Here is a 22,909-nt window from a genome sequence, read left to right on the forward strand (position 1 = left end):
TCGGGAAGGACTTATGCCGCCAGTGCGCCCTTGGCCTTTTCGGCCAGTGCAGCAAAACCAGCTGCGTCGTGCACGGCGATATCAGCCAGGACCTTGCGGTCCAGGGTGATGCCGGCCTTCAGCAGGCCGTTCATGAAGCGGCTGTAGCTCAGGCCGTTGATGCGGGCAGCCGCATTGATACGGGTGATCCACAGCGAACGGAAGTTGCGCTTCTTCTGCTTACGGCCGATGTAGGCGTACTGCTGTGCCTTGATGACCGCCTGCTTGGCGACGCGGAAGACCTTGCGACGGGCATTGTAGTAGCCCTTCGCCAGATCAAGGATTTTCTTGTGGCGGCGACGCGCCTGTACGCCACGCTTAACTCGTGCCATTTTTCAGTTCCTCAGAGGTAAGGGAGCATGCGGTCCAGACGGCCTGCGTCTTCTGCACGGACATGGCCCGTCTGACGCAGATTACGCTTACGCTTGGTCGCTTTCTTCGTGAGGATGTGGCTACGGTTGGCGTGGCCGCACTTGTACTTGCCCGAGGCGGTCTTGCGGAAACGCTTGGCCGCTGCCCGGTTGGTCTTGATCTTGGGCATTGCAATGTCCTTGATGGGATATGACCCTGGTTTCTGACTGATCTGGCGGCGGCCTGGGCCGCTCTTTCCGTCCTGCCATGATCGGCGTACGACCCGTCCTGGGTGGGTCGAGCCGGGCATGATACAGGCAAAACCGCCCTGCCACCAGCCCCTGCGACCCTTTCCGGCATGAATTACCGGGTTACCGCAAAAGCAAAGGGACGCCCGTGGCGTCCCTTTACCCTGAACCATTCAGCCAGGCGCCCCGGAAGGCGGCCCGTCAGGCCTCAGGTCTTCTTCTTCGGCGCGATCATCATGACCATCTGACGCCCTTCCAGGCGCGGACGGGATTCGATGACGATGTCCTCGCCCAGATCGGTCTCGATCCGGTTGGCCATCTCGCGACCCAGTTCCTGGTGGCTCATTTCACGGCCACGGAAGCGGATGTTGACCTTGATCTTGTCGCCTTCCTCAAGGAAACCGCGCATCTTGCGCAGCTTGATCTGGTAGTCGCCCTCGTCCGTGACCGGACGGAACTTCACTTCCTTGATCTCGACCTGCTTGGTCTTCTTCTTGGCCTCGCTGGCCTTCTTCTGCGCTTCGAACTTGAACTTGCCGAAATCCATGATCTTGCAGACCGGCGGATCGGCCTGCGGCTGGATTTCAACCAGGTCCAGGCCTTCATCTTCGGCCATGGACAGCGCTTCGTCGCGCGACAACACGCCGATCATTTCTCCGTCACTGCCGATCACGCGGACGCGCGGCACACGGATTTCCTGATTCTTGCGGTTCTGTTTGTTGTCAGGGGTGCTGATATTACGTTCTCCCAAGGGTATCGAACCGGTCCGGGTGCCTGTGCGCCCGGACCGGACCTTTGCTTACGCGCCCTCGGCCTGGAGCCGCTCGATGAAGGCCTGCAGGCTCATGCTGCCCAGGTCTTCGCCAGAACGCGTACGCACCGCCACAGCTCCATTTTCCTTCTCGCGGTCACCGATGACCAGCAGGTAAGGCACGCGCTGCAACGTATGCTCGCGGATTTTATAGCCGATCTTCTCGTTACGCAAATCCGAGCTGACGCGGAAGCCTTGCTCCGCAAGGGTCTTGGTCACGCTGGAGACGTATTCAGCCTGGGCATCGGTGATGTTGGCCACCACCACCTGGGTCGGCGCCAGCCAGGCCGGGAACTGGCCAGCGTGGTGCTCGATCAGGATGCCGAGGAAGCGCTCCATCGAGCCGACGATGGCCCGGTGCAGCATGACCGGATGCTTCTTCTGGCTGTTTTCGTCCACGTACTCGGCGCCCAGGCGGCCCGGCATCATGAAGTCGACCTGCATGGTGCCCAGCTGCCAGGTACGGCCGATGGCGTCCTTCAGGTGGTACTCGATCTTCGGGCCGTAGAAGGCGCCCTCGCCCGGCAGCTCCTGCCATTCCACGCCACAGGCGGTCAGCGCCGAGCGCAGCGCGCCTTCGGCCTTGTCCCAGGTGGCGTCGTCACCCAGGCGCGATTCCGGGCGCAGGGCGATCTTGATCTGGATCTCGTCGAAACCGAAGTGCTGGTAGACCGCCAGCGCCTGCTGGTGGAACGCGGTCACTTCCGATTCGATCTGGTTCTCGGTGCAGAACACATGGCCATCGTCCTGGGTGAAACCACGCACGCGCAGGATGCCGTGCAGCGCGCCGGACGGCTCGTTGCGGTGGCAGGAACCGAACTCACCGTAGCGGATCGGCAGGTCGCGGTAGCTGTGCAGGCCCTGGTTGAACACCTGGACATGGCCCGGGCAGTTCATCGGCTTGACCGCGTAGGTGCGCTTCTCCGATTCGGTGAAGAACATGTTGTCCTGGTAGTTGTCCCAGTGGCCGGACTTCTTCCACAGGCTCACGTCCAGGATCTGCGGGCAGCGCACTTCGCCGTAGCCGCTGCTGCGGTAGACCTTGCGCATGTACTGCTCGACCACCTGCCACAGCGCCCAGCCCTTGGGGTGCCAGAACACCAGGCCCGGGGCCTCTTCCTGCAGGTGGAACAGGTCCTGCTGCTTGCCGATGCGGCGGTGGTCGCGCATTTCAGCTTCTTCGATGCGCTTGATGTACGCCTCGAGCTGCTTCTTGTCGGCCCAGGCGGTGCCGTAGATGCGCTGCAGCTGTTCGTTCTGCGCATCGCCACGCCAGTAGGCGCCGGAAATGCGGGTCAGCTTGAAGGCCTTCAGGAAGCGCGTGTTCGGCACGTGCGGGCCGCGGCACATGTCCACGTATTCCTGGTGGTAGTACATGCCCATCGCCTGGATGTCGTCGGACATGTCCTCGATCAGGCGCAGCTTGTAGTCCTCGCCACGGGCCTTGAAGATCTCGACCACTTCAGCGCGCGGCGTCACCTTCTTGATGACGTCGTAATCCTGGGCGATCAGCTCGCCCATGCGCTTCTCGATGGCGGCCATGTCTTCCGGCGTGAACGGACGCTCGGAATAGATGTCGTAGTAGAAGCCTTCGGCGATGACCGGACCGATCACCATCTTCACGTCGGGGTACAGCTGCTTGACGGCGTGGCCGACCAGGTGGGCGCAGGAGTGGCGGATGATTTCCACGCCCTCCTCGTCCTTGGCGGTGATGATGCGCAGGCGGGCATCGTGGTCGATGACGTCGCTGGCATCGACCAGCACGCCATCGACCGAACCGGCGATGGTGGCCTTGGCCAGGCCGGCGCCGATCGACTGGGCGACGTCCATGACGCTGACGGGGTTTTCGAATTCGCGGCGGCTGCCGTCGGGAAGGGTGATATTGATCATCGCAATGGCTTCGTGCGGGGCCCGCTCGAGCGGGCTGGAAAGCGTTCCGGGCGGTGCCCGGGCAATAAAAAAGCGCCGCGAGGGCGCCTGGAAACACAGGGCCTTCGGGGGCAGGTCAGCGGTGGGCGGTGGTAGTGCTCATGTCGCACGCTCGGCCGGCGCTGGGCGCGGGCCACCTTGTTCCAGTCAGGGTTCTGCGTCGATCTTAAACCAGCGCGCGGCAAAGCCCAAGCCAGCCGGGCCAATGCCGCGCCGGGGCGGCTGAATGGCGGCCGCTGGCGGGGCCAGATGGCAATGATTACCATACGCAGGCGTTTCTCACTTGCGTGTGGCGCGCCCCTTCCCGGCCCTGGATCCGCCCATGTCTCCGCAGTCGTTGCCGGTTCGTGCCGGCCTGTTCCGTGCCCCGCTGTCCACCCTGGCGCTTGCGCTGGTCGCAGCCCTGTCCGGCGCGCTTCCCACCCTGGCCCAGGCCGATGAAGCGCGCACGCTGGACACCGTGCAGGTGACCGCGCCCATCGCCACCGAAAGCGGCAGCGCGACCAAGACCGACACCCCGCTGCGCGAGATTCCGCAGTCGATCTCGGTCATCACCGACCGGCAGATGCGCGACCGTGGCATCCACGGCGTGGAGGAAGCGGTGTGGTACACCGCCGGCGCCCAGGGCGGCCAGTACGGCGAGGACACCCGCAGCGACTGGCTGCTGGTGCGCGGCTTCAAGCCCGCCCGCTACCTCGATGGCCTGGCCACGGTGGAAGGCACCTGGACCGGCGAATCGCGCATCGAGCCTTATGGCCTGGAGCGCATCGACGTGCTGAAGGGCCCGGCCTCGGTCAACTACGGCGCGATGCCGCCGGGCGGCCTGGTCAATTTCGTCAGCAAGCGCCCCAGCGCCAACCCGCTGCAGGAAGTGGAACTGCAGGTCGGCAACTACGGCTTGAAGCAGGCCGCCTTCGACATCGGCGGCGCGCTCAACGACAGCGGCAGCGTGCTGTACCGCCTGGTCGGCCTGGCCCGCAACAGCGACAACGTCATCGACCAGGTCCATGACGACCGCTACTACCTCGCCCCGTCCATCACCTGGACCCCGGACGAGGCCAATTCGCTGACCGTGCTGGCCCGCTACCAGAAGAACGACACGGTCGAGACCGGCGGCTTCCTGCCCTACCAGGGCACGGTGGTGCCCGGTGCCAACGGCCGCTACATCTCCCGCCACTTCTTCAGCGGCGAGCCGGGGGTGAACGACTACACCAAGGAAGCCGCGTCGCTGGGCTATGAGTTCCGCCACGATTTCGGCGACGGCACCGTGTTCAACCAGAACGTGCGCTATAGCTGGGCCGAAGTGGATGCCAGCCACGGCAGCCTGGGCCTGTTCGGCCTGGCCGCGCCGGACAGCACCGAGCTGGTGCGCTACTACTACCCGCGCATGGACACCTCCGAGAGCGTGGCCATCGACAACAACCTGACGTTCCGCTTCCACAGCGGCCGCGTCGAGCACACCGTGCTGGCCGGGCTGGACTACCGCCGCGCGCGCGACGACTACGCCTCGGCGTTCCTGTTCGGCGCGCCCGGCATCGATGCCTACAACCCGGTGTACGGCGCGCCGGTGCAGGTGCCCGACTACACCTCGCGGCAGGTGCAGACGCAGGGCACGCTGGGCCTGTACCTGCAGGACCAGATCCGCATCGACCGCTGGCTGGTGACCCTGGCCGGCCGCCAGGACTGGGTCGGCACTGATACCGAACAGCGCATCGGCGGCACCGGCACCGCCCACCAGAGCGATGACCAGTTCTCCGGCCGGGTCGGCGTGAACTACCTGTTCGACAACGGCGTCAGCCCCTACGTCAGCTGGTCGCAGTCGTTCCAGACCACCATCGGCACCGATTTCGAAGGCCGCGCCTTCGTGCCGACCACCGGCGAGCAGTTCGAGGCGGGCGTGAAGTACCAGCCCGAAGGTGGCCGCCTGCTGCTGACCGCAGCCGCCTACCAGATCGAGCAGGACAACACGCTCACCGTCGACCCGCAGCACACCCTGTTCTCGATCCAGCAGGGCCAGACCCGCGTGCGCGGCGCCGAGCTGGAAGGCCGCTGGAACATCGGCCAGGGCCTGAGCGTGTATGGCAGCTACACCCGCCTGGACGCCAAGGTCCGCCGCAGCACCGATGCCGCCTCGCTGGGCAAGCGGGTGGCGCTGGTGCCGAAGGAAAGCGCCTCGCTCGGCGCCGACTACACCTTCACCGCCGGCGCGCTGAGCGGCTTCGGCTTCGGTGCGGGCGTGCGCTACAACGGTGGCATCTACGGCGACATCTACAACGACTGGTACACCCCGTCGTTCACCCTGATCGACGCCAGCGTGCACTACGACCGTGGCCCGTGGCGCCTGCAGGTGAACGCCGCCAACGCGGCCGACAAGAAGTACGTGTCGGCCTGCAACAGCGCGACGTGGTGCTACTACGGCTACCCGCGCACCGTCACCGCCAGCCTGCGTTACCAGTGGTGAGCCGACGATGATCACCGTGGGCCTGTCCACGCTGGGCTTCTGCAGCCTGGCCATGCTGTCGGCGATGTTTTCCGCCCTGGCGTTCTACGCGGCATCGCCGCACTGCCGCTGGCCACGCCTGCGCCGTGCCGGCCGCCTGGGCCGGCAGATCGGCATGGTCGCGGCGGTCGCCTCGCTGTGGCTGTGGATGGCCGAACTGGGCGTTGCCGCCGGCCTGGTGGCGATGCTGTGCACCTGGATGCTGGTGGCCCTGCTGCTGCCGGCACTGGCGGCCTGGCACCGCCCGGCGGTGGATGGCAGCGCACGGGAGCCGCGCTGATGTGGATGCGCGCCCTGTCGGGCATCTTCGCTGGCTTCTTCCTTGCCGCCGCTGCCACCGGCCTGCTGACTTGGCTGCCGCCGGGGCCGTGGCCGAGCGCGGTGGTGCCGGCCCTGATCGCCTTCGTCCCGCTGTGGATGCTGGCGGCGCTGTGGGCCTTCAGTTTCCGCACGGTGGCGCGCGCCTGGCTGGTGCCCGCCGCCTGTGCCGCCGGCGGCTTCGCCGCGCTGTGGCTGCTGCGCCTGAGCGGCGCGGTGCAATGAGAACGACCGCATGAAATTCAGTTCGCAGACCCTGCGTACCTTCACCACCCTGCACACCTGGGTCGGCCTGGTGGCCGGCTTCGGCCTGTTCGTGGCGTTCTATGCCGGTGCCCTCACCCTGTTCCACCACGACCTGCCGATGTGGCAGACGCCGGGCGCGGCCAGCGTGCTGCCGGCCGGGCTGGATGATGCGCAGTACCTGCTGGACGACGTGCTGGCCAAGCACCCGGAGGCACGCCGCCATGTCGGCATGACCTTCCCCGGCGCCGAGCACCCGCAGCCGCTGGCCTACTGGCAAGGGGCCGACGGCGGCTGGCGCTATGCCTGGCCCGGCCAGACCGGCGGCAGCCCGACGCCGCCGCAGGCCGGCCTGGCCGAGCTGGTCAACGAACTGCACTACAGCCTGGGCCTGCCGGTGGCCGGCATCTACGTGATGGGCATCGTCAGCCTGCTGTACGGCATGGCCCTGCTCAGCGGCGTGGTCATCCACCTGCCCAAGCTGCTGGGTGACCTGTTCGCGCTGCGCCCGGGCCGCAACCTCAAGCAGATGTGGCAGGACGCGCACAACGTGATCGGCGTGCTCAGCCTGCCGTTCCACCTGATGTTCGCGGTGACCGGCGCCCTGCTCTGCCTGGTGTTCATCCAGATCGCCCTGCTCAACCCGCTCATTTTCGAAGGCAAGGCCATGCAGGTGGTGCCGGCGGCGATGGACACCGCGCCGGTACGCGAGGCCGCGGGCGTGCCTGCCGCACCGGGCAGCCTGCGCGAGCTGCACGCACGCGCCCTGGAAGTGGCGCGCGCACAGGGCGTTGCCGATTTCGAACCGGCCTACCTGAAGCTGGCCAATGGCGCAGATGCCAACGCCACCATCGAGATCACCGGCGAATCCAGCGGCACCCTCGGCCCGCTCGGCTCGGTCGCACTGGATGTGGCCAGTGGCCGCGTGCTGGCCAGCCAGCTGCCCGGCCATCGCGATGCCAACCACGCCACGCTCAGCGCGGCGTACGCCCTGCACTTCGGCGAGTTCGGCAACGGCGCGGTGGTCTGGCTGTACTTCCTGCTGGGGCTGGGCGGCGCCTTCCTGTTCTACTCGGGCAACCTGCTGTGGATCGAATCGCGGCGCAAGCGCCGGCAGCCGCAGCAGCCGCGTTCGGGAGTGAACATGGCGCGGGCGACGGTAGGCGTGTGCATCGGCCTGTGCGTGGCGATTTCGGTGGCGTTCGTCACCGCGCTGGTGCTCGAACGGGTGGCCCCGGCCGCGGTGGACCACGGCATCCGCTGGGCCTGCTTCGGCACCTGGGCGGCGTGCGCGCTGTGGGCGGCCCTGCGCCGGCCGGCGCAGGCCGCGCGTGAACTGCTGTGGGCCGCAGCCATCAGCACCGCACTGGTGCCGGTGATGCATGGCGCACTCAACGGCGACTGGCCGTGGCTGGCCGCCGCGCGCGGGCTTTGGCCGCTGTTCTGGATCGACGTGGTGGCCCTGGCGATGGCGTTCGGCTTTGCGCGGCTGGCGGTGGCCAGCCAGCGCCGTGCCCGTGATGGCGACCCCAACAGCGTGTGGGCCAATTGAGGCACCCGCCGGGCATGGCCCGGCGCTACCAGTCCGGGGTCAATCGCCGACGCGGGCCTTGTGCCACGGCGCCAGCATGGCGTTGAGCAGGCTGGCCTGCTCGTCATCACCGGTCAGCTCCCACATGAACACGCCGGCCAGGCCCTGCTCGCGGGCGAACTGCGCACGCAGGCCGATGGAACGCGGGTCTTCGTAGCTGATGAAGATCTTCTCCGCCGCGTTGTACAGCCAAGGGCTCTGCGCCTGCGGCTGCCAGTGTTTCGTCCAGCCCGGCTGGTCCAGGTAACGGGCCTTGATCACCCGCCAGTCGCCGGCATCGGCCGGTGCGCTGTAGGCCTGGTACACCCCATCAGGCGCCTCGCCGGTCACCTTGAAGCCACGCCCGTAGAACGGCACGCCCAGCACCAGCTTGTCGGCCGGCACGCCATGGTCGCGGTAGTACTGCACCGCACCGGCCACGTTGTTCCAGCGCCGCAGCTCCGGCGCCAGCGGGTCGGCCGCCACTTCATGCAGCGGCGCGTTGAAGGTGGACACCGCCGAGAAGCCGGTGCCCATGTCGTAGCTCATCAGGTTGATGAAATCGAGCACATTGGCCAGCGCCGGCAGGTCATAGCTGGCGGCCGGATCATACGGGCCATCGGTCTGCAGGCGGCCGGCTGCGAGGGCGGCGGTCAGCAGCATCGGCTGGCCAAGCTTGCGCCCGCGCGCATCCAGCGCCACGCGGAACGCCTGCGCGAGCCGGGTCATGTTCGCGCGGTCCTGCGGGCGATGGGCCAGCTCCTTCGGGCCGCCACTGACCGGGAATTCCCAGTCGATGTCCACGCCATCGAAGCTGCCCGCGTACTGGCCGAAGAACAGCGCCATGCACGAATCGACCAGGCGCTTGCGACTGACCTCGGTCAGCGCGGCATCGGAAAAGCCACCAGCGCCCCAGCCGCCGATGGAGATCAGCGTGCGCAGGTGCGGGTGCGCCTTCTTCAGCTCGGCCAGGGCAGCGAAGTTGTCCGCCGCTTTGGCGCCGACCGTGCAGCGCCCTGCGTCGATGGTGGAGAAGGCATAGAACAGGTGGGTGAGGCGATCGGCTGGAATACGCGACACCGGGTAGCGCTCGGCCGAACCGCCGGGGTAGTAGGCACCGTAGATCGGCGGCTGCGCCGCGTGGCTGGCGACAGGAACGGCGGCGGCGATCAGCAGGGCAAGCCCGGCCAAGGTCTGGCGCAACATGGAAACTCCCGGTAGGTAGAGACGAGCGTGCTCGACTCTACACGGATCCGGCATCGGCTAAGGTAGCCGCGGATCTTCAATCGCACACGGACATGAGCACCGACGACAACGCCTCCCACGATGACACCCAGGATGCACTGCAGGCCCTGGAGGCACGCGCCTATGCGGCGTTCGACGATGGCGAACTGGCGCAGGCGGCAGACCTGTTCGGCGAGCTGATCGGCCATGCGCCGGAGATCCCCTACCTGCATTACATGCGCGGGCCAGTTGCACAAGTACCTGCGCAACTGGCCTGCTTCGCTGCAGGACAACCTGCGTTCGGCGCAGGTGCGCGGCGACTTCGACGAGGCCACGGCCTGGAATGCCGGCATCGCTGCCTCGGCCCTGGGCGACTGGGCCGAGGCACGCCGGCAGTGGACGCACTGTGGCATCACCCTGCCCGAGGGTGAGGGCGCGATCACAGGCGACTTCGGCGTGGCCTGCGTGCGCCTGGCGCCCTGGAAGGATGCCGAGGTGGTGTACATGAGCCGCATCGACCCGGTGCGCGCGCGCATCGACAACGTGCCTCTGCCCGAAAGCGGCTTCCGCTTCGGCGACATCGTGCTGCATGACGGTGCCTGCACCGGCCTGCGCACCTACCGCGACATCGAGGTGCCGGTGTTCAACGCGATGCAGCGCCTGCAGGCATCGGACATGGAGACCTTCACCGTGTTCGTGCAGTGCGACGGCCCCGAGGACGTCGCAGCCCTGGAGGCCATGACCCTGCCCGGCATCGGCACGGTCGAGGATTGGACCGCAACCGTGCGCCGCCTGTGCCGCCGCTGCAGCTACGGCACGCCGCACCGGCATGACGACGACGCCGGCAACGATGATGGCGGTGGTTGGGCACGCGAGCGCGATCTGGGCATTGCCGCCCAGGGCCGGGCCGCGGTGGAAAAGCTGCTGGCCACCTGGACCGCTGCGGCACCAGGACGCGTTCTGCAGGCCATCGAGCAGCGCGAGCATCCGCTGAGTGATCCGGCGCCGGGCCAGGTGTGGTGGCTGGGCGAGGAAGAAGAGGATGCGCGCGTCAACCAAGGTTGATACCTACAAGCCTTGTGGCACAGGGGCTTCAGCATTCTTCAGGCAGGTTTCCAGCACTTCAGGCGCCACGCAGGTTCAATCGGGCTCCCCTTTGATGGAGCCCGACGATGCGTTCGACCCTGCCTGCCCTGGCCCTGCTCTGCGCCGTATTCGCCCTGCCCTTCGCGGCCCGCGCCACGCCACCTGACCCAGCCCGCCTGCAGGCCCTGCAGCAGGCCATCGCCACCGACGAACTGAAGCAGATCCGCAGCGTGCTGCTGCAGGTGGATGGCAAGGTGGTCTACGAGGGCTATTTCAACGGCGCCGATGCGCAGACCCTGCACGACGTGCGCTCGGCCAGCAAGGGCGTGACAGCGCTGCTGGTCGGTGCCGCCATCGGCGATGGCACGCTGCCCGGCGTGCAGGCCCGGGTGTACGACTACTTCCCGGCCTTCACTGCCCGGCACGCCATCGATTCGCGCCTGCGTGGCACGACCGTGCAGGACCTGCTGACCATGAGCAGCCTCTGGGAATGCGATGACGAGAACCCGTTCTCGGCCGGCCACGAGGAGCGCATGTACGTGCGCGAGCGCTGGCTGGACTTCGCCCTGGCCCTGCCGGTGAAGGGCTTCGCGCCGTGGATGCAGCGGCCGGAGGACAGCCCGCATGGCCGCGCATTCGCGTACTGCACGGCCAGCCCGTTCGTGCTGGGCGCCGTGCTGGAACAGGCCAGTGGCCAACCGCTGGCCGAGTACGCCGCACGGGTCCTGGAGCGGCCGCTGGGCATCACCCGCAGCCAGTGGAACCGCTCGCCGGAGGGCATCGGCATGGGCGGCGGCGGCACGCGCTACCGCACGCAGGACCTCGCGCGGTTCGGCCAGCTGGTGCTGGACGGTGGCCGCTGGCAGGGCCGCCAGCTCGTGCCCAGGGACTACATCGAGGCGATGGTGCAGGCGCAGGCAACCACTTCCGACGGCAGCGACTACGGCTACCAGTGGTGGGGCCTGAAGCTGGACGTGCAGGGTTCGCCGCGTACGGTCTGGGCGATGTCCGGCAACGGCGGCAACTACGTCTTCGTGCTGCCCGAGCAGCGCGTGGTGGCGGTGGTCACCAGCCAGGCGTTCAACCGCAACTTCGCCCACCCGCAGTCGCGGCGCATCCTCACCGAGTTCCTGCTGCCGGCGCTGCGCTGAGCGCGGCCAGGTCATCCGGCCGCCACGGTGCCGCCAGCACCAGCGCACGCTGGCGGGCGATGTCGGTGTCGAGGCGATCCAGCAGCGCAGGCCACCCCGGGGCGTTGTGCAGGGGCACGAACAGGGGCGTCACGCGCAGCCATGCCACGTCGCGGAAGCCATCATCGACGGCCTGATGCAGCGCTGCCACGGCGTCTGTGTGGCGCCCGCCGGCCTGCAGCAGCAGCGCCCGTTCCAGTGCCGCGTCCGGCCAGCCGTCGCCGGCGTTGGCGGCGCGCTGCTGCAGCCGCTCACCGAGCCACATCGCCCGTGAGGGTGGCACGCCATGCAGGTCCGCCAGGGTCTGGCCGAGCGACTGCTGGGGCCGAAGCTGGCGGCCACGCTCGAACGCCGCGGCGGCCGCCACCGGGTCGCCGGCCAGCAGCGCCAGCTCGCCCTGCAGGCGCAGCAGCTGTGGATGCGGCGTGCCACGCGCGAGCGCCTCGTCCAGCGCCTGCCTGGCCTGCTCCGGCGCGCCGGCCACATACAGGCTGCGTGGCCAGGCGATATTGGAGAACACGTTGTCCGGGTACAGCTGGAAGTTGCGCGCATGGCGCTGCGCGGCGGCCTGGGTGAAGCCAAGCAACTCCAGTTCGCGCGCGACCTGCACGTCACGGAAGCGGACGCGTTCTGGCGCCTTCAGCGACAGGTTCCCGCGCAACGCCGTGACCAGCTCGCCACGCTCCTGCTGCAGGTAGGCCAGCGATGCGCGGCTGCGTTCGTCGGCGGGGTCCAGCTCGATGGCGCGCGAGTAGCCCGCGATGGCCTGCCGCATGTCGCCCAGGCAATCCTGCGCGTAGCCCCACAGAGCGTGCGCAGCAGCATCATCCGGTGCGCGCTGGCGCTCCTGGTTGGCCAGGCGCAGTGCTTCTTCCATCTGCGCGGGCGTGCCGTTGAACAGGCACCCCTGCGCGGACAGCGCCCGTGACAGGCCACGGCGGGCCGGTACGGATTCGGGATCGGCCTGCAAGGCCTGCCGGTACAGGCTGATCGCCCGTTCGTTGTTGCTGGCCTGGCCGATGCCCGCGTAATAGTCGGCGCGTTGCAGTACCGGCTGCGCGGCACCCTGCGGTGCTGGCCGCGGCCACAGCACGAACGTGATCGCGGCCACGGCGACGGCCGCGGCAGCCGTGGCTGTCCAGCCGGCCTTCCGGTCCCATTCTGATCGCGCGGGCGGTGCACTGACCGCGACCGGTTGCGCGCAGAGCTGATAGCCGCGGCCGCGCACGGAACGGATGTAACGCGGGTGCCGGCTGTCATCACCAAGGGCCTGGCGCAGCAGCTTGACCCGCTGGCTGACCGCGTCTTCGCCGACCACCGCCGGTGCCCAGACCTCGGCGGCCAGGGTGTCGAAATCCACGACGTCGGTACCGTGGGCCAGCAGCACGTCCAGCAGGATCCAGGTCATGCCGCTTATCGGCAGCGGTTCGCCGGCGCGGCTGACCCGTCGGGCCGGGCGATCGATGTCCAGGTCCAGCAGGCGGAGGGTGTCCATGGGCGAAGCATAGCGTTACGGCTGCGCCGGAAGACAGGCAAAGAAAAAGCGGGCCGAAGCCCGCTTTTTCATTTCAGCGAAGGCGTGAGGACCAACGGTCCTCACCTACCGACCTCTGCGCGAAAGCGTGAGGACCAACGGTCCTCACCTACCGTCATCGACCAGAGGTCGATTACTCGGCGCTGGCGCCTTCGCCTTCTTCCACGGCCTTCATCGACAGGCGGATACGGCCCTGCTTGTCGACTTCCAGGACCTTGACCTTGACCACATCGCCTTCCTTCAGCACGTCGCCGACCTTCTCGACGCGGTCGCTGGAGATCTGCGACACGTGGACCAGACCGTCCTTGCCCGGCAGGATCGTGACGAACGCACCGAAGTCCATGATCTTGGCGACCTTGCCTTCGTAGATGCGGCCCGGCTCGACGTCCGAGGTGATCTGCTCGATGCGGGCCTTGGCGGCCTGGGCAGCGATGGCGTTGACCGAAGCGATGACGATGGTGCCGTCATCCTGGATGTCGATCTGGGTGCCGGTTTCCTTGGTGATGGCCTGGATGGTCGAGCCACCCTTGCCGATCACTTCACGGATCTTGTCCGGGTGGATCTTGATGGTCAGCAGGCGCGGCGCGTAGTCCGACAGCTCTTCACGCGGAGCGGTCAGGCCGTGGGCCATTTCGCCCAGGATGTGCAGACGGCCAGCCTTGGCCTGCTGCAGAGCCTGCTTCATGATCTCTTCGGTGATGCCTTCGATCTTGATGTCCATCTGCAGGGCGGAGATGCCCTCAGCGGTACCGGCAACCTTGAAGTCCATGTCGCCCAGGTGATCTTCGTCACCCAGGATGTCGGACAGGACGACGAAGCGATCGCCTTCCTTGACCAGGCCCATGGCGATACCGGCAACCGGTGCCTTCACCGGCACACCGGCGTCCATCAGGGCCAGCGACGAACCGCAGACCGAGGCCATCGACGAGGAACCGTTCGACTCGGTGATTTCCGAGACGACGCGGATGGTGTACGGGAAGGATTCCAGCGACGGCATGACAGCCAGCACGCCGCGCTTGGCGAGGCGGCCGTGGCCGATTTCGCGGCGCTTCGGGCCCATCATGCGGCCGGTCTCACCCACCGAGTACGGAGGGAAGTTGTAGTGGAACAGGAAGTTTTCCTTGTACTCACCGGAGACGGCATCGATGACCTGGCCATCACGGGCGGTGCCCAGGGTGATGGTCACGATGGCCTGCGTTTCACCGCGGGTGAACAGCGAGGAACCGTGGGTACGCGGCAGGATGCCGGTCTGCACGGCGATCGGGCGGACGGTGTCCAGCGCACGGCCGTCGATGCGGACCTTGGTGTCCAGCACCGAGTTGCGCATGGTGCTGTATTCCAGCTCGCCGAATTCCTTCGACAGCTCGGCCGGGTTCCAGCCTTCAGCGGCCACGCGGCCAGCCAGGGTTTCGACCACGTCCTTCTTGATCGCCGAGATGGCGTCACGGCGCTGCAGCTTGTCGCGCACCTGGAAGGCTTCGCCCAGGCGCGGGCCGATGGCTTCCTGCAGGGCGCTGATCAGCACGTCGTTCTTGGCCGGAGCCACCCAGGTCGACGGCTTGGTGCCGGCTTCCACGGTCAGCTCGTTGATCGCGTTGATGACCTTCTGCATTTCGCGGTGACCGAAGGTCACGGCGCCCAGCATCACGTCTTCGGACAGCAGCGCGGCTTCGGATTCAACCATCAGCACGGCGTTGGCGGTACCGGCAACGACCAGCTCCAGCTCGGAATCCTTCAGTTCCGACACGGTCGGGTTGAGGATGTACTCACCGTTCTTGTAGCCGACCTTGGCGGCGGCGATCGGACCCTTGAACGGGGTACCGGCCAGCGACAGGGCAGCCGAGGCACCGATCAGCGCCGGGATGTCACCGTCGATTTCCGGGTTCAGCGACATCACCGTGGCGATGATCTGGACTTCGTTCTTGTAGTCTTCCGGGAACAGCGGACGGATCGGACGGTCGATCAGACGCGAGATCAGGGTTTCCTTCTCGGTCGCGCGGCCTTCGCGCTTGAAGAAGCCACCCGGGATACGGCCACCTGCGTAGAACTTCTCCTGATAGTCACAGGTCAGGGGGAAGAAATCCTGGCCTTCGCGCGCGCTCTTGGCGGCAACGGCGGAGACCAGCAGCACGGTGTCGTCGAACTTGACGATGACGGCGCCACCGGCCTGACGGGCGATTTCGCCGGTTTCAAGCGTGACGGTGTGCTTGCCGTACTGGAAGGTTTTGGTGATTTTTGCCACGGAGGGTGTCCTTGGGGATGCTGTCTGCGAATTTGGACCGTCGGCGACCCATGCCGCCTGCGGGTGACCGGATCGTTCCGGTCTGAATCGGTATTTCGGTGCTACAAAACAAAACCGCGGCGCATCGCTGCGCCGCGGGGGATTCTTTGCTTAGCGACGCAGGCCAAGCTTTTCGATCAGGGCCTTGTAACGCTCGACGTCCTTCTTCTTCAGGTAGTCGAGCAGGCTGCGACGGCGGTTGACCATCTGCAGCAGGCCGCGGCGGCTGTGGTGGTCCTTCTTGTGGGTCTTGAAGTGGCCGGTCAGCAGTTCGATGCGGGCGGTCAGCAGGGCAACCTGGACTTCCGGGGAGCCGGTGTCAGCCGAGCTGCGCTTGTTGTCTTCAATGACCTTCTGGGTGTCGATCGACATTTTCTTTTTCTCTGTGATGCGTGGCCGGCAGGAACGCGCTTCGCGCACCGCCAGGCTCGCCGTGGACTACGAGGATGAAACCTGCGCGAGGCAGGTTGCCGGAAAACGGCCGCGAAATTGTAACGGTCAGGGGCTCCGGGAACAAGGACCGGGGCTGAACCGCCCTCCCCCTGTCAGAGGTTGAACCGGCGCTGCGGGGCCAGCAGGCCACTGTCGTCGACCTGGCCCAGGCCTTGGACAGCATCGTCCGGACCGTACACGGCCACCAGGCCGCGCGGCCACGACGCGTCGCGCTGGCGTTGGCCGACACAGAAGCGATGAGCCTGTTCAGCGTCGAGGTCGACGCGCGGGTATTCCGCCAGCCCGGCGGCCAGCGGCAGCAGCAGTGCGTCCATGCCCGCTTCGTCGCCGGCCTCGACCATCGCCCGCAGCTGGTCCAGGGTGACCATGGCCGGGGCATGGAACGGCTCGACCCACAGCCGGCGCAGCGCGCTGATGTGGGCGCCGCAGCCCAGCGCCTCGCCGAGGTCGCGGGCCAGGCTGCGGATGTAGGTGCCCGAACCACAGGTCACGCGCAGGCGCAGGCGATCGGCCTGCTGCTCGAGCACCTCGATGGCCTGCACGTGCACCTCGCGCTCGGGTGCCTCGATGGCTTCACCGCGGCGGGCCTTCACATACAGCGGCTCACCGCCCTGCTTCAGCGCCGAATAGATCGGTGCCCGCTGCAGGATGCGGCCGGTCAGCGGCGCCAGGGCGGCCTGCAGGGCCTCGGCACTGATGGCCGGCACCGGGCGCTGCAGCAGCACCTGGCCTTCGGAATCATCGGTATCGGTGGTCTGGCCGAGCTGGATCTCGGCGTCGTAGGCCTTGGCCGAGCCCAGCAGCAGGCCGGCGATCTTGGTCGCCTCGCCGAAGCAGAGCGGCAGCAGGCCGGTGGCCAGCGGGTCAAGGCTGCCGGTATGGCCGCCCTTTTCGGCACGGAACAGGCGGCGGGCCACCTGCAGGGCGGCATTGGAGCTCATGCCGGTCGATTTGTCGAGCAGCAGGATGCCATCCAGGCGGCGGAACTGAATTCGGGTCATGACAGATACGGGTAGCGCCGGGCCATGCCCGGCGAGCGCGAAGCGCGGCCAGCGTCGGGCCTCGCACGGTCAGAATGGAAAACGCCGGGCATCACCCGGCGCAAGCTTATTCTTCGTCGCTCTCGCGACACTTCTCCGCGGCCAGCGTATCGGGCAGGTCGCGCAGGAGGTTGTCGATGTGCTCACCACGGTCGACCGAGTCGTCGTAGTGGAAATGCAGCTCAGGCACGTGGCGCAGCTTCATCGCGCGGGCGAGGTCCATGCGCAGGCGGTAGCCCAGCTCCTTCAGGCCGGCCACGGCTTCGGCCGAACGTTCCGGCATCAGCGCGGTGACGAACACCTTGGCATGGGCCATGTCGCGGGTGATTTCCACGTCGGACACGCTCACCGAGGGCAACCCGTGCTCGCGCACGGCGTTGTGCACCAGGGTGCCGAGTTCACGGCGCAGCAGGGCGGAGACACGGTCGGTTCGATGGAAAGTCTTGGGCACGAGAGGCTCTTGGTTCAGTTGTCGCCCGACCAACGGTCGGGCGCTACTCTTGATTCAATGGCCGCCCGACCAACGGTCGGGCGCTACATCTACAGGATCGCCCGACCAACGGTCGGGCGCTACATCTACATGGTACCCGACCGTTGGTCGGGTTCTACATCACGGTAGGGCCCGACCGTTGGTCGGGCCACCTTGCAGCATTACAGGGTGCGCGGCACTTCGATACGCTCGAAGCACTCGATCTGGTCACCCGGCTTGACGTCGTTGTAGGCCTTCACCGCGATACCGCATTCGGTACCGTTGCGGACTTCCTCGACGTTTTCCTTGAAGCGGCGCAGCGATTCCAGCTCGCCCTCGAAGATCACCACGCTGTCGCGCAGTACGCGGATCGGCTTGTTGCGCTTGACCACGCCCTCGATGACCATCGAACCAGCAACGGCGCCCAGCTTGGAGCTGCGGAACACGTCGCGGACTTCGGCGATACCGATGATCTCTTCGCGGATTTCCACGCCCAGCAGACCGGAAGCCACCTGCTTCACCTGGTCGATCACGTCATAGATGATCGAGAAGTAACGCAGGTCCACGCCGTTGGATTCGATGATGCGACGGGCCGAAGCATCCGCACGCACGTTGAAGCCGATGACGGTGGCCTTCGAAGCGGCTGCCGAATTGGCATCCGACTCGGTGATGCCGCCCACGCCGGAGTGGATCACGTTGATGCGGATGTCTTCGTTGGACAGCGCGACCAGTGCCTGGCTCAGGGCCTGCACCGAACCCTGCACGTCGGCCTTGATGACCAGGTTGAGGACCTGCTGGCCCTCGCCCTTGCCCAGGGTCGCCATGATGTCTTCCATGCGGCTGCCAGCGGTGGCGACCAGGCGCGATTCACGGCGCTTGGTCTCACGCTGCTGCGCAACGTCCTTGGCCAGGCGCTCGTCCTCGACGACCACGAAGTCGTCACCGGCTTCCGGCACGCCGGACAGGCCCAGGACCTGCACCGGGATGGACGGGCCAGCGAACTCCGGCTGCTTGCCGGTTTCGTCGAACAGCGCACGCACGCGGCCGTACTGGATGCCGCACACCAGGTAGTCGCCCTTCTTCAGGCGGCCCTGCTGCACCAGCACCGTCGCAACCGGGCCACGGCCCTTGTCCAGCGACGATTCGATCACCACGCCTGCGGCGCGGCCTTCGTCGACGGCCTTCAGTTCCAGCAGTTCAGCCTGGACCGAGACGGCGTCCAGCAGGTCGTCGATGCCCAGGCCGGTCTTGGCCGAGATCTCCACCATCTGGATGTCACCACCGAAGTCTTCGGCCACGACCTGCTCGGAGAGCAGCTCGTTCTTGACCCGCATCGGGTCGGCGCCGGACTTGTCGATCTTGTTGATGGCCACGATCAGCGGCACACCCGCCGAACGGGCGTGCTGGATCGCTTCCTTGGTCTGCGGCATGACGCCGTCGTCGGCGGCAACCACCAGCACCACGATGTCGGTCAGCTTGGCACCGCGGGCACGCATCGAGGTGAATGCGGCGTGGCCCGGGGTATCCAGGAAGCTGATGACGCCCTTCGGCGTATCAACGTGGTACGCACCGATGTGCTGGGTGATGCCACCGGCTTCGCCGTGAGCGACCTTGGTCCGGCGGATGTAATCCAGCAGCGAGGTCTTGCCGTGGTCGACGTGGCCCATGATGGTAACCACCGGCGGACGCTGCACGGCTTCGCCCTGGTTTTCACCGGTCGAGGCCAGCAGTGCGTCTTCGGCGTCGTTGTCATTGGCACGGATCGCCTTGTGGCCGAGTTCTTCGGTCACCAGCGCGGCGGTGTCATGGTCGATGGACTGGGTGATGGTGGCCATCACGCCCATCTTGAACAGCGCCTTCACCACCTCGCCGCCCTTCAGCGCGAGCTTCTGCGCCAGGTCGGCCACGGTGATGGTTTCGCCGATCGCCACTTCACGCACGACCGGTGCGGTCGGACGCTCGAAGGCGTGCGGACCAGCGTTGTTGCCACCGCGCGACATGTCGCGACGGCCGCCACTCTGGTTGCGGCCACCCGGGCGACCACGGTTGTTGCTGTTGTTGCTGTTGCCACGACGCGCACGGTCGGCAGCCGACAGGTGCATCTGGCCGGCGAAGCGATCGCCCGGGCCACGCTCGTTGCGCGGCGCGCTGCGGTTGTTGCGGTCGTCGCTGCGCGGCGGCGCCGGCGGCGCACCACGCGGTGCGGCCGGAGCGGCAGCCGGGGTACGCGGCGGGCGCGGCGCGGTTTCGTCGATCGGCGCACGCTTGGGCTTGGTGGCAGCCAGGGCCTCGGCGGCCTTGGCGGCCACTGCAGCTTCCTCGGCAGCCTTCTTCTCGGCCTCGGCGCGTTCCTTGGCGGCAACTTCTTCCTCACGGGCACGGACGATGGCTTCGTCGCGCAGACGATCCTTTTCGGCCAGGGCCTGCTGTTCGGCGAGGTTGCGGGCGCGCGACTCTTCCAGCTTGCGCAGGATGTCGGCACGCTCTTCGTCCGGCGTCATGGCACGCGCACCATCCTTGACGTAGGTACGCTTCTGGCGCACCTCGACATTCACGGTCGTCTTGCTGCGACCGGAATTGACCGTCACTTCCTGCTGTTTCCGGCGGTTGAGCGTGATCTTCTTTGCAGACTGATCAGTCTCCTCCGGGGCCTGCTCGGGCTTGCCGTGCGAACGACGAAGGAAGCCCAGGAGCTTCACCTTCTCGGTGCTGGTCACGACCTGGTCGGGACCGCTGAACTTCATGCCGGCACCGGCCAGCTGTTCCAGCAGTTTCTCGACCGGCGTGTTGACCAGTTCGGCAAGCTTGCGGATGGTGGTTTGCTGCGACATTCGGATCCTATGATCTTGTGGGCGCCCCCCCGCAGATGGAGGTGGCGCGGATTCTACGCCCTGATCGGCTCAGGGCCCTGTTCATTGCCGGCTCATTCGCCGCGTTCCAGTCGGGCGATCTCCTCGGCACGCGCGGCCAGGATCAGCGCCGCGGCGCGCTCCTGGTCCAGCCCTTCGATGCCGAAGTCCATGACCTCGTCGGCGGCCAGGTCGGAAAGCTCCTCGCTGGTGCGCACGCCGTGGCCGGCCAGCGCGTAAGCGGTGGCTTCGTCCATGCCCTCAAGGGACAGCAGGTCCTGCGCCGGCTGGCCGTCTTCAAGGCCTTCCTCGACTGCCAGGGCCTCATTGAGCAGCGCATCGCGGGCACGAGCGCGCAGCTCTTCGACGATGTCCTCGTCGAAACCTTCCACGGCCAGCAGTTCGCCGACCGGGACATATGCAATTTCTTCAACCGTGCCGAAGCCTTCGCTGACCAGGATGCCGGCGATTTCCTCGTCCACTTCCAGCTTGTCCATGAACAGCTGGCGGGCCGAGGCCTGCTCGGCTTCGGACTTGGCGGTGACCTGGTCCTGGGTCATCACGTTCAGCTGCCAACCGGTCAGGCGGCTGGCCAGGCGCACGTTCTGGCCACCCTTGCCGATGGCCTGGGCCAGGCGGTCTTCGGCCACGGCCAGATCCATCGAGTGCTTGTCTTCATCGACGATGATCGACTGCACTTCGGCTGGTGCCATCGCGTTGATGACGAAGTTGGCCGGGCTGTCGTTCCACAGCACGATGTCCACGCGCTCGCCATTGAGCTCGTTGGACACGGCCTGCACGCGCGAACCGCGCATGCCGATGCAGGCACCGATCGGATCGGTACGGGTATCGTGGGCCAGCACGGCGATCTTGGCGCGGTCGCCCGGATCGCGGGCACAGGCCTTGATTTCCACCAGGCCCTGGCCGACTTCCGGCACTTCGAGCTTGAACAGCTCGATCATGAATTCCGGGGCGGCGCGGCTGATGAACAGCTGCGGGCCACGCGGTTCCGAACGCACTTCGGCCAGGTAGCCGCGCACGCGGTCACCGGCGCGCAGCACGTCGCGCGGAATGCCCTTGTCCTTCGGGATGAAGCCTTCGGCGTTGCCACCCAGGTCCACGTAGATGTTGCCGCGCTCGGCGCGCTTGACCACACCGGTGATCAGCTCACCGACGCGATCCTTCCACGCATCGACCACCTGCTGGCGCTCGGCCTCGCGCACGCGCTGCACGATGACCTGCTTGGCAGCCTGGGCGGCGATGCGGCCGAAATCGGGGTTTTCAATCTGTTCTTCGATGTAGTCGCCGACGTCCACGCCTTCGGCTTCTTCGATGGCGTCCATCAGGCGGATCTGCCGGTCCGGCGATTCCATGACCACGTCATCGGCCACCACTTCCCAGCGGCGGAAGGTTTCGTAGCTGCCATCCTTGTGGTCGATGACCACGCGGGCCAGCACTTCCTCGTCGGGATAGCGCTTCTTCGCTGCGGACGCCAGGGCGGCCTCGATCGCATCGAAGATCACTTCACGCGGCACGCCCTTCTCGTTGGCGACCGCGTCCACTACCAGCAACAGTTCCTTGCTCATTGGCTCACTCCGCGCGCGGCTTTTTTGCCGCCGGCTCGTTGGAAGAAGAATTCTTGTCCGGCTTCGGACGCTTCGGCGCCGGGCCGGTCGGCTTGCTCGGGGCCAGGCCCAGGGCAACCCAGTCCGGCATGATCCGGGCCTTGTCGATGTTGTCGGCCGACACGACCACTTCGGTCTTGTCGACGATGAAGGTGATGGTGTCCGCGGCCTCGTCGGTCGCTTCGATGCGGCCCTGCAGGCGACGACGGTTGTCCTGCGGCAGCTTCAGCGTGACCTTGGCCATTTCGCCCAGGTGACGGCCGAACTGCTCCAGGTTGAACAGCGGACGGTCGACGCCCGGCGAAGACACTTCCAGCGTGTAGTTGCCGCTGATCGGGTCTTCCACGTCCATCTGCGCGGACACTTCGCGGCTGACGCGCTCGCAGTCGTCCACGTTGATGATGCGCTCGGGCTGTTCAGCCAGCGGCACGTCGATGTAAAGGCGCAGGGTCGCACCGCCGGGGGCCGGCAGATACTCAACGCCCAGCAGCTCCAGGCCCAGCGACACAACGGTCGGGGCGAGCAGATTCGCGATGTCGGTTGCCTTGTCGCTCACAGCCTGCCTTGATCTCTTGGTTGGGTGCCGGCCACAGCCGGCGGGAAACATGACGCCCCGGAAACGACAAAGGGCCCGCTGGGCCCCTTTTTCCGGAAAGACTCCGGTGACTGGATTCCGGTTGCAACGCGCTGCGTAAGCGTGTTGCGAGCCCTCCTTCCGGACCGGGTCTCCCGATGGGAGGCCGCCTTCAGGGGTACTGCCTAGGCCGCTGATGATAGCGGCTGCACCGCACTGGTGCAAGGCTTGGGCCGGCCTGAAACCGACCGCTGCGCTCGCCGGGCATGGCCCGGCGGATCCAGCAAACCCCAAAGAAAAACGCCTTCGAAGCAGGACTCCGAAGGCGATCTCTTTACTTGGTAGCGGGGGCAGGATTTGAACCTGCGACCTTCGGGTTATGAGCCCGACGAGCTGCCAGACTGCTCCACCCCGCATCAGAAGCGGAATCATGAGTGATAACTTCAAAACATGCAAGCTTTCCCTCATTCATCAAACCGGTTGGCGCCGTCTCGATGTTTGGTAGCGGGGGCAGGATTTGAACCTGCGACCTTCGGGTTATGAGCCCGACGAGCTGCCAGACTGCTCCACCCCGC

General features: G+C 66.7%; 19 protein-coding genes and 2 tRNA genes. 6 read left to right on the forward strand and 15 right to left on the reverse strand.

Annotated elements, in window-relative coordinates; all coding sequences use genetic code 11:
- Positions 1-11: 11 nt before the first annotated feature.
- The 4 genes from rplT to thrS form a co-directional block, all read right to left on the reverse strand.
- Complete coding sequence (gene rplT / locus AC3WL7_RS16820) at positions 12-371, reverse strand: 50S ribosomal protein L20 (RefSeq protein ID WP_005410435.1); 360 nt, start codon at positions 369-371, stop codon at positions 12-14.
- An 11-nt stretch (positions 372-382) separates the two neighbouring features.
- On the reverse strand, positions 383-580 hold the full coding sequence (rpmI, locus tag AC3WL7_RS16825) for a 50S ribosomal protein L35 (RefSeq protein ID WP_005410436.1): 198 nt from the start codon (positions 578-580) through the stop codon (positions 383-385).
- 266 nt (positions 581-846) lie between these two features.
- Positions 847-1,389, reverse strand: a complete 543-nt coding sequence (infC, locus tag AC3WL7_RS16830; protein ID WP_079222586.1) for a translation initiation factor IF-3 — start codon at positions 1,387-1,389, stop codon at positions 847-849.
- A 48-nt stretch (positions 1,390-1,437) separates the two neighbouring features.
- Positions 1,438-3,339, reverse strand: a complete 1,902-nt coding sequence (thrS, locus tag AC3WL7_RS16835) for a threonine--tRNA ligase (protein ID WP_283222227.1) — start codon at positions 3,337-3,339, stop codon at positions 1,438-1,440.
- A gap of 361 nt (positions 3,340-3,700) precedes the next feature.
- On the opposite strand from thrS, the gene AC3WL7_RS16840 reads away from it, so the two are divergent.
- The 4 genes from AC3WL7_RS16840 to AC3WL7_RS16855 are packed head-to-tail and all read left to right on the forward strand — an operon-like array spanning position 3,701 to position 7,991.
- Positions 3,701-5,839 carry a TonB-dependent siderophore receptor gene (locus AC3WL7_RS16840; protein ID WP_492751805.1) on the forward strand — a complete coding sequence of 713 codons (2,139 nt, stop codon included), beginning with the start codon at positions 3,701-3,703 and terminating at the stop codon, positions 5,837-5,839.
- Between the two features lie 7 nt (positions 5,840-5,846).
- Positions 5,847-6,158, forward strand: a complete 312-nt coding sequence (locus AC3WL7_RS16845; protein ID WP_079222588.1) for a hypothetical protein — start codon at positions 5,847-5,849, stop codon at positions 6,156-6,158.
- On the forward strand, positions 6,158-6,421 hold the full coding sequence (locus tag AC3WL7_RS16850) for a hypothetical protein (RefSeq protein WP_108758148.1): 264 nt from the start codon (positions 6,158-6,160) through the stop codon (positions 6,419-6,421). Before AC3WL7_RS16845 ends, AC3WL7_RS16850 begins: the two co-directional genes overlap by 1 nt.
- A gap of 10 nt (positions 6,422-6,431) precedes the next feature.
- Positions 6,432-7,991, forward strand: a complete 1,560-nt coding sequence (locus tag AC3WL7_RS16855) for a PepSY-associated TM helix domain-containing protein (RefSeq protein WP_492751808.1) — start codon at positions 6,432-6,434, stop codon at positions 7,989-7,991.
- 39 nt (positions 7,992-8,030) lie between these two features.
- On the opposite strand, the gene AC3WL7_RS16860 is transcribed toward AC3WL7_RS16855, so the two are convergent.
- On the reverse strand, positions 8,031-9,215 hold the full coding sequence (locus AC3WL7_RS16860; RefSeq protein ID WP_492751810.1) for a glycoside hydrolase family 18 protein: 1,185 nt from the start codon (positions 9,213-9,215) through the stop codon (positions 8,031-8,033).
- Positions 9,216-9,482: 267 nt separating this feature from the next.
- Here AC3WL7_RS16860 and AC3WL7_RS16865 point away from each other — a divergent pair, with 267 nt between their 5' ends.
- Together AC3WL7_RS16865 and AC3WL7_RS16870 are read left to right on the forward strand one after the other, a co-directional pair.
- Positions 9,483-10,298, forward strand: coding sequence for a hypothetical protein (locus tag AC3WL7_RS16865; protein ID WP_492751812.1), 816 nt, complete (start codon positions 9,483-9,485; stop codon positions 10,296-10,298).
- 107 nt (positions 10,299-10,405) lie between these two features.
- On the forward strand, positions 10,406-11,470 hold the full coding sequence (locus tag AC3WL7_RS16870; RefSeq protein ID WP_108747083.1) for a serine hydrolase domain-containing protein: 1,065 nt from the start codon (positions 10,406-10,408) through the stop codon (positions 11,468-11,470).
- On the opposite strand, the gene AC3WL7_RS16875 is transcribed toward AC3WL7_RS16870, so the two are convergent.
- The 10 genes from AC3WL7_RS16875 to AC3WL7_RS16920 all read right to left on the reverse strand — a co-directional run bounded on the left by AC3WL7_RS16875 (position 11,439) and on the right by AC3WL7_RS16920 (position 22,909).
- A complete protein-coding gene (locus AC3WL7_RS16875; protein ID WP_492751814.1) occupies positions 11,439-13,004 on the reverse strand; it encodes a winged helix-turn-helix domain-containing protein in 1,566 nt (521 codons plus the stop codon). The genes AC3WL7_RS16870 and AC3WL7_RS16875 overlap by 32 nt on opposite strands.
- A 172-nt stretch (positions 13,005-13,176) precedes the next feature.
- A complete protein-coding gene (pnp, locus tag AC3WL7_RS16880; protein WP_283222224.1) occupies positions 13,177-15,285 on the reverse strand; it encodes a polyribonucleotide nucleotidyltransferase in 2,109 nt (702 codons plus the stop codon).
- Between the two features lie 150 nt (positions 15,286-15,435).
- Positions 15,436-15,696, reverse strand: a complete 261-nt coding sequence (gene rpsO / locus AC3WL7_RS16885) for a 30S ribosomal protein S15 (protein ID WP_005410445.1) — start codon at positions 15,694-15,696, stop codon at positions 15,436-15,438.
- 173 nt (positions 15,697-15,869) lie between these two features.
- Positions 15,870-16,778 carry a tRNA pseudouridine(55) synthase TruB gene (gene truB, locus AC3WL7_RS16890; RefSeq protein WP_079222596.1) on the reverse strand — a complete coding sequence of 303 codons (909 nt, stop codon included), beginning with the start codon at positions 16,776-16,778 and terminating at the stop codon, positions 15,870-15,872.
- Between the two features lie 106 nt (positions 16,779-16,884).
- Positions 16,885-17,268 carry a 30S ribosome-binding factor RbfA gene (gene rbfA, locus AC3WL7_RS16895; RefSeq protein WP_492751817.1) on the reverse strand — a complete coding sequence of 128 codons (384 nt, stop codon included), beginning with the start codon at positions 17,266-17,268 and terminating at the stop codon, positions 16,885-16,887.
- A gap of 200 nt (positions 17,269-17,468) precedes the next feature.
- Positions 17,469-20,117 carry a translation initiation factor IF-2 gene (infB, locus tag AC3WL7_RS16900; RefSeq protein WP_079222597.1) on the reverse strand — a complete coding sequence of 883 codons (2,649 nt, stop codon included), beginning with the start codon at positions 20,115-20,117 and terminating at the stop codon, positions 17,469-17,471.
- 92 nt (positions 20,118-20,209) lie between these two features.
- Positions 20,210-21,721 carry a transcription termination factor NusA gene (gene nusA / locus AC3WL7_RS16905; RefSeq protein ID WP_200734531.1) on the reverse strand — a complete coding sequence of 504 codons (1,512 nt, stop codon included), beginning with the start codon at positions 21,719-21,721 and terminating at the stop codon, positions 20,210-20,212.
- A 4-nt stretch (positions 21,722-21,725) separates the two neighbouring features.
- Positions 21,726-22,316, reverse strand: coding sequence for a ribosome maturation factor RimP (gene rimP, locus AC3WL7_RS16910; RefSeq protein ID WP_079222599.1), 591 nt, complete (start codon positions 22,314-22,316; stop codon positions 21,726-21,728).
- A gap of 357 nt (positions 22,317-22,673) precedes the next feature.
- Positions 22,674-22,750, reverse strand: a tRNA-Met gene (locus AC3WL7_RS16915).
- Between the two features lie 83 nt (positions 22,751-22,833).
- Positions 22,834-22,909: transfer RNA gene (locus tag AC3WL7_RS16920), tRNA-Met, on the reverse strand.

The organism is Stenotrophomonas sp. FW305-3-2-15-E-LB1 (assembly GCF_058787375.1).

What these genes read in the sequence shown, in the direction of transcription:
- rplT (WP_005410435.1), bottom strand. Translation starts at nt 371, where the DNA reads ATGGCACGAGTTAAGCGTGGCGTACAGGCGCGTCGCCGCCACAAGAAA.
- rpmI (WP_005410436.1), bottom strand. Translation starts at nt 580, where the DNA reads ATGCCCAAGATCAAGACCAACCGGGCAGCGGCCAAGCGTTTCCGCAAG.
- thrS (WP_283222227.1), bottom strand. Translation starts at nt 3,339, where the DNA reads ATGATCAATATCACCCTTCCCGACGGCAGCCGCCGCGAATTCGAAAAC.
- AC3WL7_RS16840 (WP_492751805.1), top strand. Translation starts at nt 3,701, where the DNA reads ATGTCTCCGCAGTCGTTGCCGGTTCGTGCCGGCCTGTTCCGTGCCCCG.
- AC3WL7_RS16845 (WP_079222588.1), top strand. Translation starts at nt 5,847, where the DNA reads ATGATCACCGTGGGCCTGTCCACGCTGGGCTTCTGCAGCCTGGCCATG.
- AC3WL7_RS16850 (WP_108758148.1), top strand. Translation starts at nt 6,158, where the DNA reads ATGTGGATGCGCGCCCTGTCGGGCATCTTCGCTGGCTTCTTCCTTGCC.
- AC3WL7_RS16855 (WP_492751808.1), top strand. Translation starts at nt 6,432, where the DNA reads ATGAAATTCAGTTCGCAGACCCTGCGTACCTTCACCACCCTGCACACC.
- AC3WL7_RS16860 (WP_492751810.1), bottom strand. Translation starts at nt 9,215, where the DNA reads ATGTTGCGCCAGACCTTGGCCGGGCTTGCCCTGCTGATCGCCGCCGCC.
- AC3WL7_RS16870 (WP_108747083.1), top strand. Translation starts at nt 10,406, where the DNA reads ATGCGTTCGACCCTGCCTGCCCTGGCCCTGCTCTGCGCCGTATTCGCC.
- AC3WL7_RS16875 (WP_492751814.1), bottom strand. Translation starts at nt 13,004, where the DNA reads ATGGACACCCTCCGCCTGCTGGACCTGGACATCGATCGCCCGGCCCGA.
- rpsO (WP_005410445.1), bottom strand. Translation starts at nt 15,696, where the DNA reads ATGTCGATCGACACCCAGAAGGTCATTGAAGACAACAAGCGCAGCTCG.
- truB (WP_079222596.1), bottom strand. Translation starts at nt 16,778, where the DNA reads ATGACCCGAATTCAGTTCCGCCGCCTGGATGGCATCCTGCTGCTCGAC.
- infB (WP_079222597.1), bottom strand. Translation starts at nt 20,117, where the DNA reads ATGTCGCAGCAAACCACCATCCGCAAGCTTGCCGAACTGGTCAACACG.
- nusA (WP_200734531.1), bottom strand. Translation starts at nt 21,721, where the DNA reads ATGAGCAAGGAACTGTTGCTGGTAGTGGACGCGGTCGCCAACGAGAAG.